The 15,889-nt window shown below is 61.3% G+C and carries 8 protein-coding genes; 4 read left to right on the forward strand and 4 right to left on the reverse strand.

Translation table 11 applies throughout. From position 1 onward, the window contains the following. Positions 1–77 precede the first annotated feature (77 nt). Positions 78–1,166 carry a histidinol-phosphate transaminase gene (gene hisC / locus ACYQ6J_RS10770; protein ID WP_460184189.1) on the reverse strand — a complete coding sequence of 363 codons (1,089 nt, stop codon included), beginning with the start codon at positions 1,164–1,166 and terminating at the stop codon, positions 78–80. A gap of 118 nt (positions 1,167–1,284) precedes the next feature. Further along, entirely contained in the window at positions 1,285–2,658 is a 1,374-nt protein-coding gene (gene hisD / locus ACYQ6J_RS10775) for a histidinol dehydrogenase (RefSeq protein ID WP_460184190.1), read from the reverse strand. 321 nt (positions 2,659–2,979) lie between these two features. On the opposite strand from hisD, the gene ACYQ6J_RS10780 reads away from it, so the two are divergent. From ACYQ6J_RS10780 to ACYQ6J_RS10795, 4 genes are all read left to right on the forward strand, one after another. Next, positions 2,980–6,519 carry a hypothetical protein gene (locus tag ACYQ6J_RS10780; RefSeq protein ID WP_460184191.1) on the forward strand — a complete coding sequence of 1,180 codons (3,540 nt, stop codon included), beginning with the start codon at positions 2,980–2,982 and terminating at the stop codon, positions 6,517–6,519. Between the two features lie 252 nt (positions 6,520–6,771). Beyond that, positions 6,772–7,896, forward strand: coding sequence for a prephenate dehydratase (gene pheA / locus ACYQ6J_RS10785; RefSeq protein WP_460184192.1), 1,125 nt, complete (start codon positions 6,772–6,774; stop codon positions 7,894–7,896). A gap of 238 nt (positions 7,897–8,134) precedes the next feature. Continuing rightward, positions 8,135–9,478: an outer membrane protein assembly factor BamB family protein gene (locus ACYQ6J_RS10790; RefSeq protein ID WP_460184193.1), complete on the forward strand. Its 1,344-nt coding sequence runs from the start codon at positions 8,135–8,137 to the stop codon at positions 9,476–9,478. Positions 9,479–9,525: 47 nt separating this feature from the next. Further along, positions 9,526–10,113, forward strand: a complete 588-nt coding sequence (locus ACYQ6J_RS10795) for an LURP-one-related family protein (RefSeq protein ID WP_460184194.1) — start codon at positions 9,526–9,528, stop codon at positions 10,111–10,113. 138 nt (positions 10,114–10,251) lie between these two features. Here the strand turns inward: ACYQ6J_RS10795 and ACYQ6J_RS10800 are convergent, their stop codons facing one another. Both ACYQ6J_RS10800 and ACYQ6J_RS10805 read right to left on the reverse strand, forming a co-directional pair. Continuing rightward, positions 10,252–11,181, reverse strand: coding sequence for a sugar phosphate isomerase family (locus tag ACYQ6J_RS10800; protein ID WP_460184195.1), 930 nt, complete (start codon positions 11,179–11,181; stop codon positions 10,252–10,254). A 196-nt stretch (positions 11,182–11,377) separates the two neighbouring features. After that, positions 11,378–15,445 carry a hypothetical protein gene (locus tag ACYQ6J_RS10805; RefSeq protein WP_460184196.1) on the reverse strand — a complete coding sequence of 1,356 codons (4,068 nt, stop codon included), beginning with the start codon at positions 15,443–15,445 and terminating at the stop codon, positions 11,378–11,380. Positions 15,446–15,889 lie beyond the last annotated feature (444 nt).

Genomic DNA, 15,889 nt, shown 5'->3' on the forward strand with positions numbered 1-15,889 from the left:
TTTTCTCCGACCGTTCGGTCGCGTCGCCGTTCGCGAAGGGCAATCCTCGATCGCCTCCGGTCGTTCCGATCCGGCGACTAAACGATGGGCTTCAGCGCTTCCAGCAAGGTATCAATTTCGGCATCGGTACCCACCGTGATTCGCAGTCCGTCGCCCCAACGCGGATAGACCATGTAGCGAACCAGTATCTTTTGTCGTTTCAGCGCCGCGAAAAGGTCCTCGGCCTTCCGTTCTTGGTGGGTGCACCACACGAAATTCGCTTGCGAATCCAGCACCTGGAATCCCAACTCGCCCAATCCCGCGCTCAGTCGTGCCCGGGTGGCCAGGATTTTCGCACGGTTTTCTCGCAACCACGCTTGATCCTCGATCGCCGCCGTCGCCGCCGCGATGGATAACGCATCGCAATTGTAGGAATCCTTGACTTTGCGAAGCTGTCGGATGATATCGGGATGGGCGATCAAAAAGCCGAAACGCAAGCCCGCCAAAGCATACGATTTACTCAAAGTGCGCGATACGAGAATTCGTTGGCATCGCCGAACGGAATCCAGGCAGTTCTCGTCGGCAAAATCGGCATAGGCCTCATCCACCAGCAGCGGACACGGCAACCGCTCCGCCAGAGCCTCGATCGTTGGCGGGCGAATCATCGTCCCCGACGGGCTGTTGGGATTGGGAAGGTAACAAAGACGCAAGTCCTCTTCCGGTACCGCGAATTCTTCGGGCAAGTTCCAGTCCGGTCGGAACATCACCTCCTCGATCTTCGCCTCTTGCAACCGCCCCAATACGCCGTAGAGGAGATAACTCGGGTAGGGGTAGCGGATGCGGTGCCCGGTCCCCACGAACGCCCGCGTGCAAATCGTCAAGATATCGTCGCTGCCGTTGCCCGCCAAAATCCAGTCGGGATCGAATCCGAAGACTTTCCCCGCCGCTACCCGAAAAGCCGTTGCCAAGGGGTCGGGATACTTTTGCAACCCGCGGAGCAGCGCCCGCCGAATCGCCTGCTCCACCTTGGGCGAGGGTGGATACGGATTTTCGTTGGTGTTCAACTTGACGAAGCCGCTCTCTTGCGGTTGCTCGCCCGGCGTGTAACCTTCCATGGCTCGGATATTAGGACGGAACAGCGCATCCACGTCCGAGACGGATTCAGATCGGGTGTCAAAGGTTTTCATGGATTCGGTACGCAAATAGGTGTGAACGCGACACGGCGAAGGGACGAGGCAAAGCACTGCATTCGGCTTCAGGGTGCTTGACGCCCTTTGGAAGGACCTTGAACCGGTCGCAGTCTTCCTACGACGTCGACCGGGGATGCCGCAGGCGAACCTCCACGCTTTCGCGATGGGCGGTAAGCCCTTCTTTGTCGGCAAGGACGCGAACCAGCCCCGCCAATTCCGCGAGTCCCGTTCGGTCGAAATACAAGACCGAAGTCGGTTTGAGAAAGTCGTTGGCCGAAAGCGCGCCCGCGAAGCGAGCGGTCCCGCTGGTGGGCAAAACGTGGGAAGGCCCCGCCGCGTAATCGCCCAGGGCCACCGGGCAGTACTCGCCGAGGAATATCGCCCCGGCATTGCGAATCTTTTCAGCCAGCACTTCGGCATTTTCCGTGATGATGTGCAAGTGCTCGGGGGCGATCGCGTCGGTGATTCGGCAGGCCTCGTCTTCATCGCGAACCAAGACGGCGGCGCCGTAATCCTCCAGGCTGCGACGGGCCAGGTCCGCTCGAGAAATGCCCGCGAGGCTATCCTCCACCGCCGCCAGAATCCCTTGCAGCACGGCATCCTCCCAGGCGACCAGAATCGAGGCCCCCGGCGAGTGCTCGGCCTGGGCCAGCATATCGAAGGCGGCGAAACGCGGATCGGCGGAACGATCCGCAATCACCACAACCTCGCTCGGACCCGCGATCGAGTCGATATCGACCTCACCGAAGACGAACTTCTTGGCCAGCGCCACGAACAGGTTCCCCGGTCCGACGATCTTGTCCACGCGAGGACAAACCTCGATCCCGTAGGCCAAGGCGGCGACGCCGTGGGCGCCGCCCATCCGGTAGACCTCCTTCACTCCCAATTCGTAGCAGGTCGCAAGGATGTCGGCGTTGTACGCCCCGAAGTCGGTCGGCGGCGCAATGACGGCAATCTCGTCCACGCCTGCCACCTGCGCCGGCACCACCGTCATCAAGAGAGTCGAGGGATAGGCCGCCGCTCCCCCGGGGACGCAAACACCCACGCGCCGCAGCGGGCGATAACGTTCCACCAAATAACCGCCGGGACGTTCGATACGGACATCCCGTTGGAGGATCGCGCCCTGAAACTCTGCCACGTTCTCGCGAATCCGACGGACGGCATCCAAGAAGGCGGGATCGGCCCGGCGATGGGCCGCCCGCAACTCGTCTTCACTTACCCGCAATGTATCGGCCCGTAAATTCCTCCCATCGATCCTCCGCGTGTAGTCGAGGACGGCGGACAATCCTTGCGATTGCACGTCCCGGCAAATCCGTTCCACCACTTGCGTCGGAGTCAACGGTTCGCCGAATACGGCGACGGTCCTTCGGCGCGATTCTTCCGAAACCACCTCTCCGCGCGGGCTGAGTTCGTGCCGAAGCCTTTGCAGGGCGGCCTCGCCGCCGCCGTCGGAAGTATCAAGTTTGCGGATCGTAAGGGACTTACTCATGAGCGGAGTTGTTCGTAATGAAAAACTTCGTAATTGTCTTCAAGAAAGACACGCTGCACGGACAGTCGTTCGCCCGAAAACGTCGTCAACTCGCCCTGTTTGGCGGCACACTGCGGCGAACCCGTCGGTAATGCGTTACTCTTTATCAGGGCCTACAATTCCAAAAGAGGCCCCTTCAAGGCAACTTCAGCGGCGCCAAAGCGTTGCAAGTTGCAGACACCCCTCCAAAAGGGGTGCGCATGAGTCGAAACGGTCGCTGCGGGAGGCGAAGGCTCGAACGAAATCCGTATTCCTCTTTCCCAACGAAAGAATCGCTGACGCGTGTCGAAACCGCTTTTCCATGTTCACTGTACCACCTGCGGGGCACGACTGAAAGTGACCGACCGTCGCGCCGTGGGCGCGATATTGGCGTGCCCGAAGTGTCAGTGCATGGTCGAGGTGGTTCCGCCGCCCGGGTTTCGGTTGGAAGACCATCCCGTCCCTCCGCCCGCCCCGACCGTGCCGCATCAACCCGAAGCGGTACTTCAAGGAAGCGAGCAAGCCGGTCTCAGTTCGGCAGAATCGCCGTCACAAGGCGGCGCCGCCGACGCCTTGGGTTTGACGCCCGGTATGGCAACCGCCGAACCAACCGCATCCCATGAGGTGGATGGCTCGGCCGAGTCCCATGCCGCGTCGCCGTCTCCGGGCGAGGAAGCAAGGTCGCGGTCGGTCAAGGCCCCGCCGATCGCAAGAGGCACAGTCCCCCCTGCCGCCGAGGAGGATTGGGATTCCGAACTCAGCGATACCGCCGCCACGTGGTTGTCGCCGGCGGAGTCTAGAGTACGCAAAATCTTGCTGGTTGTCGCGGGCGGCATCGCTGTCATTGCAATTGTGGCGGGAGTGTGGGTTTTTCGGGACGGAACCGCGAAGAATGAGAGCGGCGAATCCGCCGCCGCGAAAGTCGATGCCCAAACGCCCCCGGAGCAGTCCGAGGCCGTCAGTCCCCCATCAGGCGACGCTTCGCCCGTAACCGGCCCAACATCCACACCCATGGCGCAAGGCGAAGTCTTCACATCGTGGTTGCCCAGCGATGCGATCCTGCTAATGGGCGGGGGGCACGAATTCCGGCGCTCGTTGGCCCAGACCGCTTGGCTCTTTTCTCCCCTTCTGCCCAACAACGCAGACGCCCTTATCAGCGACGCAATGAAGTCCCTGGGTATTCTGCCCAACGTCGTCGCCTGGGTCGGCTTGGGCGTGGGGCCTGCCGGTCCTCCTCAGACGGTCGTAATGTTCCGGTTGCGCGACGACCAATCGACTGCATCCTTGGAATCACTGGGGCGCCCCGCCGACGTCGCGATTCGCAATCACAAGACCATCGTCTTGCAGGGGAGCGAAAGGAATCAACTCCTCATTCTGGTGGACGCCAAAACGGTGCTACTGGGAGACGCCGATTACCTGCAATCCGCCGGCGGGGCGGGGGACGATGCCAACTCGAATCACGGTCCGTGGAGGGACTTGGGCAAGGATGGATCGCAATGGTTTGTCGGCGTCGATTTGGAGCGTTGGCGATCGCAAAATTATCGGTTCCCGCGTTGGGTCCTCGACCGATTGCCGGACGTCATGCCGCATTGGCGACGGATTCTGGATTCGTCTTCCGCCCTCTCCGTCGAGATGCTTCGTTCGGAGAAGGAAACTCGGCTGACGTGCCGATGGAGTTTCCCCAGCGACGGCGACGCCGACGCCGGTGCCGAATCACTGAACGCCTTGACGGAAGCGGCCCGGCAATTGGTCGATCAACAGAAGGAAACCCTTGCGTCCGCCGTCGAATCGGGAGCGATTTCCGCGGAAATAGCGCGACCACTGGAGACCTTGCTTTCGCTAACGCGGTCGCTCCTTGACTCGGTCGCCGTTGAGAAAACTAATGATACGGTCGTGCTCAATATCCCCCTCGAACAAGGAGCGGAGCATTGGATAGAAGAGGCGATCGGTGCCCGCCCGCTACTGGAATCGGATTGGCTGCAACGGGGCGCGGCCTTGTGGCGACTTCGCGGCGAAACGCTCGGCGCGGGGTTGCAAGCGGCGGTGGAGGCGGAAGGGCTATTCCCGCAGGCGGCGGCAGGGGGAAGCCTGCTCCCGCCCGATACCCGTTTGAGTTGGATCGCGTCCACTCTGCCGTATTTCGGATATAACGAGTGGCACGCGCGAATCAATCCGGGCTATGGTTGGCGGGCACCGCAAAACCGGCCCATCACGTCGCGGGAATTGCCGGAGGTCATCAATCCTCTTCTCGGCCCGACGCAAAGTCGCGAAGGCTTCTTCGACTCGCATTGGGTGGGAGTGGCAGGAGTCGGGGAGGACGCCGCATCGCTCCCGCTCGACGATCCCCGGGCGGGGCTTTTCAACTACAACGGTCGCAGGCGGTTGCAAGACCTGGAACGCGGTGCGGCGAATACGTTGGCGGTGCTGGGGGCCTCTTCCCGGCTGGGAGCCTGGGCCGAAGGCGGATTCGCCACCGCGCGCCCCCTCACCCGGCGGCCTTACGTGGATGGCCCGGACGGTTTCGGCAGCGGACTTCCGCAAGGGATGTCGGGAATGATGGCCGACGGTTCCGTCCGCTTGATCCATCGCGACATTGCGCCGGAGGTGTTGGAACGCTTGGCGGCGGTTCGCGGCAATGGAGCCGCTACGGTGGCCGATCTATTCCCGCCGGGGACGGTTCCGGGAACGGAAATGGCGGGTTGGCCTACCGCGCCCGGGGGCAACGATGTGCCCACCCCTCCTCTGCCGGACGGGGATCGGCCCCCAGACTCCGCACCGACGGAGACGCCCTTGTTTCCTGCCGAGCAAGCCCTCGCCACCCGCGTCACCCGCGTTACTATGCAGGATGTCCCGCTGGGATTGGTGCTGCACCTGCTTACCCAGTGGTCGTCGATTCCGGTATCCGTGCAACCGGAAGCCTTGTGCGCCCAGGACGTATCCTTGCGTTCTCCGATCAGTCTTTCCTTGGAGGACGGCACCCTGCAAGATATCGTGCGACAGGTCGCCGAGCAGGCCGGGTTGGAGGTTCGAATGGAATCGTCGGGCGTCATAACTCTCACCTCGATCCGTGCGGATTTGCCCGAGACGCGACTCTACTCCGCGAACGATTACCACGGATGCGTTTCTCTCGACGAAACCCTCGCCGAGCTTATTCGTTCCATTTTCGGAACGAACCCTGCCCAGGGCGCCGCGCCCGACTTCGAAGCGGTGCCGGTAGCGGAAGGGCTGCGCATCAAGTGCCCGCCGTGTACTCATCGCGAAATCGAGAATCTATTGCGGCGGCAACTGTGCCGCGGTCCGTCCGAGGCGAACCAGGCCCCCGTTGAGCACCCCCACCAAGAGGCCGGCGACTACCTCGTCTCCGCTACCTTCCTCCAGCCAACCCCCCTATCCGATGTACTTTTAATACTCGATCAAGCGTGCGAAATCGATATCTTGGTCGATTGGACGCACTTGGTTGCCTTGGGCATCACCCCCGATACTCCGGTGACTTTGACGGCCGACGACACCCCCATCGGCCAAGTCTTGCGAGGTCTCGGCGGGGAAGTTCCGCTGGGAACGCTGGAGCTTGAAGACAGCGTCATTGTGACTACACCGGAGATCGCGAGTCGTCCCGTCGTAAGGGTGTATCCATTAGATTCCCTCCTGGATTCGGGGACCAGCGCGGCTCGAATTCGTGAGCAGATCGTCGCCAATTGCAGTCCCGATTCTTGGGTCGATCGTGGCGGACAAGGGAAAATCGTCCCATTCGCTGCGGCGAAGTGCCTGGTCGCCCGTAATTCCCCGGAGGTATGCGACTGCATCCAAAAATTCCTGGATGACCTTGCGAAAAAGAAGGATTAGACTGGAGAGCAGGTCTCAATGATGGCAGCGGGCGTGCGTCGGTCGATATGCTCGGATCAACCTAATCGAAAATACCCCTGTAGAGCGAATCATAAAGACTACACAAGGAACCGTCGTCCATCCTTTGCGTGGACGGTGTTCAAAGAATTCCCGCGAAATCGCTCGCTCGGCAATTGACACGGGCAGCGTTCATAACTACAAGTAAATTCAAGGTTTCTTGGCGGTACGTCAAAGGAACGACTGGGTATTGCAATGGCGAAAGTCCCCAGAAAGACGCCGACGGGCGAAAAGAAACGCCTCCCTGTATCCGTTCCGCGACTCCAGGCCGCCATTCGGTCGCTGGATCAAAAGATACTCCAGTTTTTGAACCAGCGTGCGACCTACGTAAAACACCTCAGCGAACTGCGTCTCGCCGAAGGCAAGCCGGACGTACAGTTGGCCGACGAAGACCGCCAACTGAGCGACGTTGCCGAACACGCCAAGGGCCTGCTGGGCTCTACCGCGATCCACAACATCTTTCGCGAAATCATCGGCGGTTGCAGGTCGCTCGTCCGCCCCTTGCGCGTGGCCTATTTGGGCCCGCAGTACACGTACAGTCACCTGGCGGCGCTGCACCGTTTCGGGTCGCAAGTCGAATACGTCCCCGTGGGAACTATCGCGGCGGTTTTCGAGGAGGTCTTGCGCGGGCATTCCCAATTCGGCTTGGTGCCGCTGGAAAACTCCACGGACGGCAGGATCGCCGACACGCTGGACATGTTCTCGCGGCAGCCTACTCGGATTTGCGGGCAAGTGGAGCTTGAGATTCATCATGCCTTGCTGGCACGCTGTCCACGCACCGAGATTCGAGAGGTGTACAGTCGTCCGCAAGCACTCTCGCAGTGCCGTAATTGGCTCTCGAAGCATCTTCCGGCGGCACGTCTGGTCGAGGTGACGAGCACCTCGACCGCCGCTCAATTGGCCCTGGAAAAGCCCGGCGCAGCGGCCATCGCGGCGGTGCAGGCGGGAGTCCACTACGGTCTGAACATCATCGCGGAAAACATCGAGGACAACAGCGGAAACACGACGCGCTTCGCGATCATCGGCGGCACCGCCTCTCCCAGAACGGGCAATGACAAGACGGCGATCATGTTCCAATTGGAGCATCGGCCCGGCACCTTAGCCGAAGCCATGAGTATCTTCAAAAAGAACAAACTCAATCTCACTTGGATCGAGTCTTTCCCCGTGCCGGGATCTCGAGGAGCCTACTATTTCTTCGTAGAATTGGAAGGCCACGAAAGCGAATTGCGCGTTCGCAAGGCGATCGCCGCCCTGCAAAGAAAGACCCTGCGTCTGGAATTGCTGGGTTCGTACCCCGCCGTCTCTCCGGTCGTGGGTTAGGCCCGGTAACGCTTCCGTTCCCCCGAAGCTTTGGTTTCGCAAGCCACGGGGACCCGTCTGCGCCGCGTCGGCCTCTTGCCCGCCCTTCGCTTTCGGTCGCTTCGCTCCCGGATTCGTCTTTTTCACGATACCGTGCCGCCAATGGCGCGGCGACCTGCTATACTACCGCTTGCCCCATTGCGCAGAGGCGAAGGCCGTTCGTTTGAAGGTTGTTCACAAGTAGGGACGAGGTGACTCTATGCACGGCGTTGTCTTTAAGCCGCGGCGGACTTCTGCCATTCGTTCGAGCGTTCGCCGGTTCGGCAAACATCGCTTCTTCCCGTGCAGTCCGGCGATCGGCATCTTGGTTGCGGGACTATTGTCGGTCTCGGTCGCATCGGTTTGGGCCGCCGACGAGTGGACGCGGTTTCGGGGACCTAACGGTCGGGGTGAGATCCCGAGCTTGGAGTTCCCGGGCGGCCTGAGTGACGGCCATATCGCTTGGCGCGTCGAGTTGGGCGGTAAGGGGCACTCCTCGCCGATCTTGGCCCAGGGGTGCGTGTTCGTCGCCTCGGCGGCCCCGGAGACGGGCAAGCAACTGGTGCAGTGCCTGAATCAGCAGGACGGTCGCGAGCTTTGGCGCCGCGAGGAACCGGGGCAAGTCTTTTCCAAGCACGAATTCAACAGTTTTGCCTCCTCCACGCCGACATGGAGCGACGGCACACTCTTCTACGCCTGGGCCACGCCCGAGCATCTTCGCGTCATCGCCTTGCAAGCCGATTCGGGCGAGACGATTTGGGAACGCGACCTGGGTCCCTTCGTCTCGCAGCATGGTTTCGGGGCTTCGCCCATCGTCTTCGACGACTTATTGATCGTGCCGAATGAACAGGACGGAGTCAGCTTCATTACCGCCCTGGACGTGCGCGACGGGCACACGCGATGGATGACGCCCCGCCGCAGCGAAAAGGCCGCCTATTCCACCCCCACACTCTTTCGGTCCGAGCAAGGGGATTCCCAACTGATTTTCACCAGTTGGGCGCACGGCGTGTACGCGCTCGATCCTCACACCGGAAATCCGCTTTGGGAGTTGCCGGTTTTTCACAACCGCACGGTGGGATCGCCGCTGCTGGTGGGCGATCTTGTTTTCGCGTCGTCCGGGGAAGGCGGAATCGGAAGGGAGATGTTCGCCGTTCGCGTCGGCCTGCCCGAAAACAAGCGGGAACCTTCCGTCGCCTACGAGATCCGCGGATCGCTGCCGTACGTCACTACGCCCGTCGCACGCGATAACCTGGTATTCCTGCTCTACGACCGGGGCGCGCTAACTTGCCTGGAAGCGGAGAGCGGTGCGGTGGTGTGGCGGCAGCGACTCGCCGGAGAATTCTTCAGTTCGCCCATCCGTCTCGGCGACAAACTCTATCTGCTCTCCCGCGCGGGAGAAATGTTCGTGGCGGCGGCGGATCGACAATTCCGCGTGCTGGGCCGCTACGACTTCGGCGAAGCCTCCCACGCCACGCCCGCCGCGACCGACGGCGCGTTGTTCGTCCGCACGGAGCGGCACTTGATCAAGCTGCAAGGAGCACCGAGTCAAGTCGGGTCGAACTAGCAGTCGTGCGTTTCCCCTTTTCTTTTCAAACCTACTGGAGAGCGACCATGAACCCGGTACTGTCTCGCAACAACTTCCTCGTTCGTGAACACGTCGGTCTATTCAAGGCCGCCAGCAACTACGACATTTTCGATGCCCAGACGGGCGAACTTCTGATGGAGTGCCGCGAGGAACAATTGGGGTTCTTCACCAAACTGCTTCGTTTTACCGATTACAAGCGGATGACGCCCTTTCACAGCGTGGTGCGAGACACCCAGGGAAATCAAGTCCTGCGCGTCTCGCGCGGGGTCGCGATTTTTCGGTCGCAAGTCAAGGTCTTCAATGAGAACGACGAATGGATCGGGCAATTTCGGCAGCGGATATTCTCCATCGGCGGGCGATTCGACGTGCTGGATGTCAACGGCCAATATCTTTGCGATTTGCGCGGGAAGTGGACGAGTTGGGAATTCTACTTCGAACGTGACGGCAACGAACTGGCGCGGGTCACGAAGAAATGGGCCGGTCTGGCCAAGGAGATGTTCACCTCGGCCGATAATTACGCCCTTATCATTTCCGAGGCCGTTCCCCCGACCAGTCCCTTGCGTCAACTGATCCTGGCCGCCGTTCTGTGCATCGACCTGGTGCTGAAGGAATAGTCTCGCCGGAATCGGAATCGCCCGCCGGAAAAACGCCGAAGCATGGGACGCCCTTTCGGCGGGCGACGGGACGGCCCCGCCTCGTATGGGCGCCGAGGTTTGCGAGGAAAAGCCGTCTCCTCCGAATCCGCCGCAAGATCAGTGCATCTCCGTCTTCACCTCACCCAAGGCCGGGCGATAGAAGTTGAATTGCACGTTGGGATGATCGGCCAGCAGAGACATGGGCACGGCACTGTCGGCAATGCCCTTGGAGATCATCAGCGCCGTCAGCCTCATGCCGAAGGGGTTGTCGTGCATGCCCGCCTGCCAAATGGAGACTTTCTCCGCCTTCCAAGTCTCCACCGGACCGACGGTGGCGGCTTGCGTGGGTACGAGATTCACCTGTCCTCCGCCGCTGGTCCGCGCGTTCTGCATGATCGTCACCGGATGCAAATCGGTGACGCGCGTGCGAAGTTTGCGGTACTCCTGCGGCGGCGGAGGAGCGTCCTTCCATCGGCCTCGCCGGCGAGGCGGATCGTTGAACGCCCAGTGCTTGACGTCACCCTGCCCGCCCTGCATCACCACACAACGAATCGCATCGTACGAGGCCGAATAGGCTGCCAGATCACCCGTCGGAAAATGCAAATGATCCTTCGGCATTCGCAGTTTGGGATGAATTCGGCCGAAGCACAAATCCCAATCGGCCCGGGCGAAGCTCAAGGGGTGATCGGTGGGGACGGGCTTGCCATCCTCGACCCACTCATCCATTCCCCAAAAGTGCGCGTCGCGGACGTCGAGATTCAATTCGTTGACCAACCTCGCCACCAGCGGCAACTGCTCGGTGGGACCGATCGGCCCGCAAATACCGCAAGGGTTGTCCGCCGTCGACTGTCGCCACGCCTGGATGTATTCCAAGGCCTCGGCCAGATAGAAATCCTCCAGCGTGTCGTACATGACCACGCGAAATCCCGGGCGTGACAGTCGTTCGACCTGCCGGGCTGTGAGTTTCGCGGCATCCTTCAGAATCTCGGGATCCAGCGTCGTGTAATCCCACCAATCGGGCGCCAGTTTACTGAGCGGTCGGGCCATCGGCATATCTCCCAAACCTAGGCGGACGAGTCGGTACGATCGCCGACCCCGCCGTCCATGCACCACGTACGGCGACTGCGACCGTCCGGGCGGATGGTCCGGCGTGCGGGTCGGGCTTCCTTCGCTCCACGCTCCTCCGCGTTTGCCGCGGAGAGTCGCATGGAAATGGCGATAGTGTAGCCGTTCGGCCGACCGTTTACCACTGGCCGTTCAGGCTGAGATAGGCCAAAGCCGCCGGATCGACGGACTTGGTGTTCTGATTGTCGGAGGCCACGGCGCGAACTTGGGAGAATCCGAGCACGCGATAACGGAATGGTTGTGAATCGGGACCGCCGGAAAGCTCCAGGCCCAACGCCGTCGCAGCCAGGTGATCGGCGACGTTCGAGTCGTACAGCAGGGCGTAGTCGTTCCCGCCGTTGGCGGAGGTGACTTCCACTTCTTCGAACTCGCGGAGTCGGATCGAGTAATCGGCGCCCGATAGCCGCGCCAGCGTCGGTCTGCCGACAAAAATGTCGTCGCCCGATGAGTCTTGAAGAGCGGCTCGATCGTTGCCTCCCGCCAGTGAGTAGGCGTGCACGTAATCGAAGAGGTTGGCCTTTAGGGTGTAACCCGGCCCGGTCATGCGGACGGCGCCGCGGCCGCCCTCGAACAGGTCATTGCCCGCCGAATCATAGATGTGCACCACGTCCGTTCCCCCCTGGGACGCCGTGACTTCCGCGAGGGCATAACCCTGGATTCTCATGTTGTATCCGCCGCCTTGGAAGGTTACCAAACGCGGCGCCATGATGAACTCGTCGTCGCCGCTCGTGTCCGTAATGGAAGCGGCATCCGAACCGCCCATCGAATAGACCGTGGTCGCGACGAATCCGTATGCCGCTTGGGCGAAACCGGTACCGGCGACGACGATCTCGCCCGGCGCTCCGCTGAGGCTCTCCGCCCCCGCGGACCCTTTCAGGTGGGCGGCGTCGTTTCCGCCCGACAGGGAAAGCCCCGTCACCTGCTCGAAGCCGTCGGCTTGGATTCTGAATCGCGCCCCCGTCATGCTCGCCCACTGCGGTGTGGCGATGAACGTGTCGTCTCCCGCCGAGTCGCGAAGTTCGGCGGAATCGAGGCCGGAGTCCACGGCATAGGCTCGAACCTCCCCGAAGCCCTTGACTCGCACGAAGTAATCGTAATCGGCGCTGGTGAGGCGAGACCAAAGCGGCGTACCGACGAAGAAGTCCTTGCCGTCGGTGTCGTAGAGATCGGCGACGTCGTCCCCGCCGTTACGACGGTACGCATGCACGATCTCGGTTTCCCGTGCCTCGAAACGAAAGCCGCCGCCCTCCAGGACGCTGCTCCCCAGTCGGCCCGTGAAGACATCGTCGAACGGCGTGTCGGTGATTTCGGCCACGTCGCGTCCCCCGCGACCGATAAACCGGACCTGCTCCGTACCTTGCAAGGAAACACTGAAACCAGCCGCCGTCACCTCGGCGCCGCCCTCTCCGCCGTACACTCCCATGGCAACGGCGTCGTCGCCGTCGGAACCGAGAACGACGACCTGGTCGTCACCGTCGCGTCCCTGGAAGATCACCCTGCTGACTGAGGGATCCAGTTCGTAGGGCACTCCGTTGAGGAGAGCGTAGAATCCGCCGTCGTAACCGATCGTGACGGTGTCGTCGCCGGAAGTACCCAAGATCGTGACCGCCGGGTCGCTCAGAGAGAGCGTCGCCGGATTGGCCAGCGTGACATCCACGTTGCCGGACAGTCCTGCGATCATGAGGTAGTACGTGGTGCCCGCCGTGACTCCCGCATAGCCCAGGTGCGTGGTATCGGCGGCCAAGAGCTGGTAGAGGCCGTTGGCGTCGACTTTGACCAAGGCCGTTTGAGTCGCCGCACCGACACCCGCTCCGGAGACGTCCGCCGTGAAGGCTCCGTCCGCGGCGACTTGGAAGCTATACCACAGCGCGCCGCTGGAAGGCGATTGATTCGTGAGGGTCAGCGAAGAAACCGTCCCCAGCGAAGCGGCGGTCCCCGAGGGCACGACCGCTACCGTTCGGATCGAGGTATCCGTACCGGCGGGACCGAACGCCCCCTGTGTGACCGTGAACACGCCGACCGAGGAATAGGTGTGAAAGCCCGCATCGTCGAAGTAGCCGTCCCCGTAGTCGTACAAGACGTCTTCGTAGTTGAGCGCCGCGTTCATGAACACCACCGACCGATTCAACGGCACGGCGGTGGGCGTCACCACGAAACGCGAAACCGTCGTCGGGTCTCCGGAACCCCAAGTCGTGCTGATCGCATTGTAGGCACGACGATACGCGGTGCCGCCGACGGAGAATTGAACCGCGGCCTGCTCGATATGCAGGTTCTCGATCCGGTTGGCGGGATCGCCCGCAAAGGATTCCACGTCGGTCCGCCATCCCCCGGCCAGGTTGTCGTAAATCGCATATCCCACGTCACGGGGTTGGAACGTCTCATCGTAGCCCGTGGTATAAGCCACGGACCACGCGGCTAGCCCCTTGCGCAGCGCAATCTGGTGAATGCGCACGGTCGTGGGATTGGACGACTGGTAGACTTGCCAGCTTTGCGACGTTCGATCATAGGTGCCCAACACCACGTTGTTCAGCGTGGAATAGGCAAAGGTTCCATCCCGCACGGTGAGCATGGAAACCTGCGTTGCCAGGTCATGCGTGGAGAGTCGGAATTGCCACTGCCCCAATCCGTAATCGTAGGCCGCGGCACCGACGTTCCTCGCCACATAGCTTCCGCCGTCCTCGTACCCGATCGTCCAGGCCACGACGCCTTTGTGGTTCTGCACATCGACGATGGAACGATTGGCCGCCTCGGGCGACGAGAACGTCTTCCATTGGCCTCGTCCGGGATCGTAGGCGGCGATTCCTACCGTGCGTTGGACCCAACCGCCCGATCCGTCCGGTCGCGACACCGTCCACGCCACTAAACCGTTGCTGATGGAGATATTGTCGAAAAGGACGTTGGTTCCTTCCGGCGTGGAGTTCAGCTTCCACTTCTTTTGAGCGGCATCGTAGAATGCGGTGCCCAAGCTACGGGTGGTGGCTCCGCCGGCGTCGGTCGATTCCAGAACCCAGGCGACCATGGAATCGTTGCTCACAAGCTGCGTGATGGTCTGATTGGCGGCCAAAGTCACGGTCTTGGTCTGGAAACCCCCGATGCGAGAGTCGAAGGCCGTCAGGCTGAGCCGATTGTTCACGACTCTTCCCGAGGCGTCTTTCTTCACCGAAACCCAGGCTTGGATTCCGGGGCTCGAGGCCACTTCGGTGACCTGCCAACCCAAGCCGTAATTGGATTGCGTGGATTTCCAGGCGTGTCGGGCCGTATCGAAAAAGGCCGTTCCCAATTCCTGGATCGTGCCCGTGTCCGCTCGTTTGGCCTGCCACGACACAGACTGCCACCCTACGGAGAGGTTGCGCACTTCCAGATCGGCGGGAGCCGAGGTCTGATAGCGTTTCCACTCGTGGACATCGCCGTCGTAATAGGCCATTCCGATCCAAGCCGGGCGATGGCCGGCCCCTTCGGGCAGCCCAATGGTCCAGGCCACCACGCCCTCATTGTTTGCCGTCTCCACAATGATCCGCTTGCCCAACGAACCCGCCGTCTGAAAGAACTTCCATTCCTTCAGCGTCGCATCGTAGGCGGCGGCCCCAATTTCACGCGGGACGAAAGCGCCGCCCTCGGGATAGCCGACCGTCCACGAGACGACTCCCTGTCGGTTCTCGAATTGGAACACGCTGAGGCGCCCCAAATTCGCCGATTGCCCAATGATCCACTGGTTTGCGTCGGTGTCGTAGACTGCAAAACCCACGCGGCGGGCGATTACCCGGCCCAACGAGTCCTGAGACCCAACGGTCCACGCCACGTAGCCGTCATTCACGACCAGATCGGTGATGATCTGATTGTCAGCATAATCCTGCGATCCATTCTGCCATACGCCGCCGACATCGGCGCGGAATCGCACCGTGTGCCCATCGACCCAGGCCTCGACGGTTTGAGGCGGCTCATACGGTGTTGCCGTGCTTTGCAATACCGTGGGCGTGGTCATCACGCCGATTTCGGGGGGGAGGTAATCGCCGGAGACCCCTGAGCCGGGCAAGGACAGCGGAGCCACCACGGGATCGTTGAGGCCCAGCCCGCTGAGAAGTTGCCGGTCCTCCAGGCTTTCCAGCAGCAACCGCGTGGATTTGCGCGCATGCCCGGAACCTCGCCGCTTCGTTCGATCCGACAGAAGGCTCTTCCACAATGCCATGATGACCGTCCTCGATTACTCTCAGGTGAGTTGGTTCGGTGTCGATAGACGCCCGGCGCGATCCGCCCGCAGTGTCTCCGTACTTTGCCCCCAGCGCGGCTCCCATACTTGAGCGAGTCGCTGTTGTCATCGGCAAAATGCGTAGGAAAAGTACAGTCGATTCTTCTCGGACATTCGGAAAGGTCCGCGAAATCCGAATTATCACGGAAAATGAGCTACGTAGGTTCCCGAAAGTTTGAATGCTCGAAATATCGGATGTTCCGTCGAAAACGGCACTCCGTCCGCCCTGCGGGATGGAATCCGCTTTTGGGCGAGTTCGACTTTGCCTCCCCTTTTTCCCCAAACGCCGTAAATCTCGCCTATTGCCCAGACAATTTTTCCCGAATGCGATAGGCAATGTGGTTTCGGGAGCCGGCAACCGCTAGAATGATGGGCAACTAGAAT

The organism is Thermopirellula anaerolimosa, assembly GCF_054657335.1.

What these genes read in the sequence shown, in the direction of transcription:
- ACYQ6J_RS10795 (WP_460184194.1), top strand. Translation starts at nt 9,526, where the DNA reads ATGAACCCGGTACTGTCTCGCAACAACTTCCTCGTTCGTGAACACGTC.
- hisC (WP_460184189.1), bottom strand. Translation starts at nt 1,166, where the DNA reads ATGAAAACCTTTGACACCCGATCTGAATCCGTCTCGGACGTGGATGCG.
- ACYQ6J_RS10805 (WP_460184196.1), bottom strand. Translation starts at nt 15,445, where the DNA reads ATGGCATTGTGGAAGAGCCTTCTGTCGGATCGAACGAAGCGGCGAGGT.
- hisD (WP_460184190.1), bottom strand. Translation starts at nt 2,658, where the DNA reads ATGAGTAAGTCCCTTACGATCCGCAAACTTGATACTTCCGACGGCGGC.
- ACYQ6J_RS10800 (WP_460184195.1), bottom strand. Translation starts at nt 11,181, where the DNA reads ATGGCCCGACCGCTCAGTAAACTGGCGCCCGATTGGTGGGATTACACG.
- pheA (WP_460184192.1), top strand. Translation starts at nt 6,772, where the DNA reads ATGGCGAAAGTCCCCAGAAAGACGCCGACGGGCGAAAAGAAACGCCTC.
- ACYQ6J_RS10790 (WP_460184193.1), top strand. Translation starts at nt 8,135, where the DNA reads ATGCACGGCGTTGTCTTTAAGCCGCGGCGGACTTCTGCCATTCGTTCG.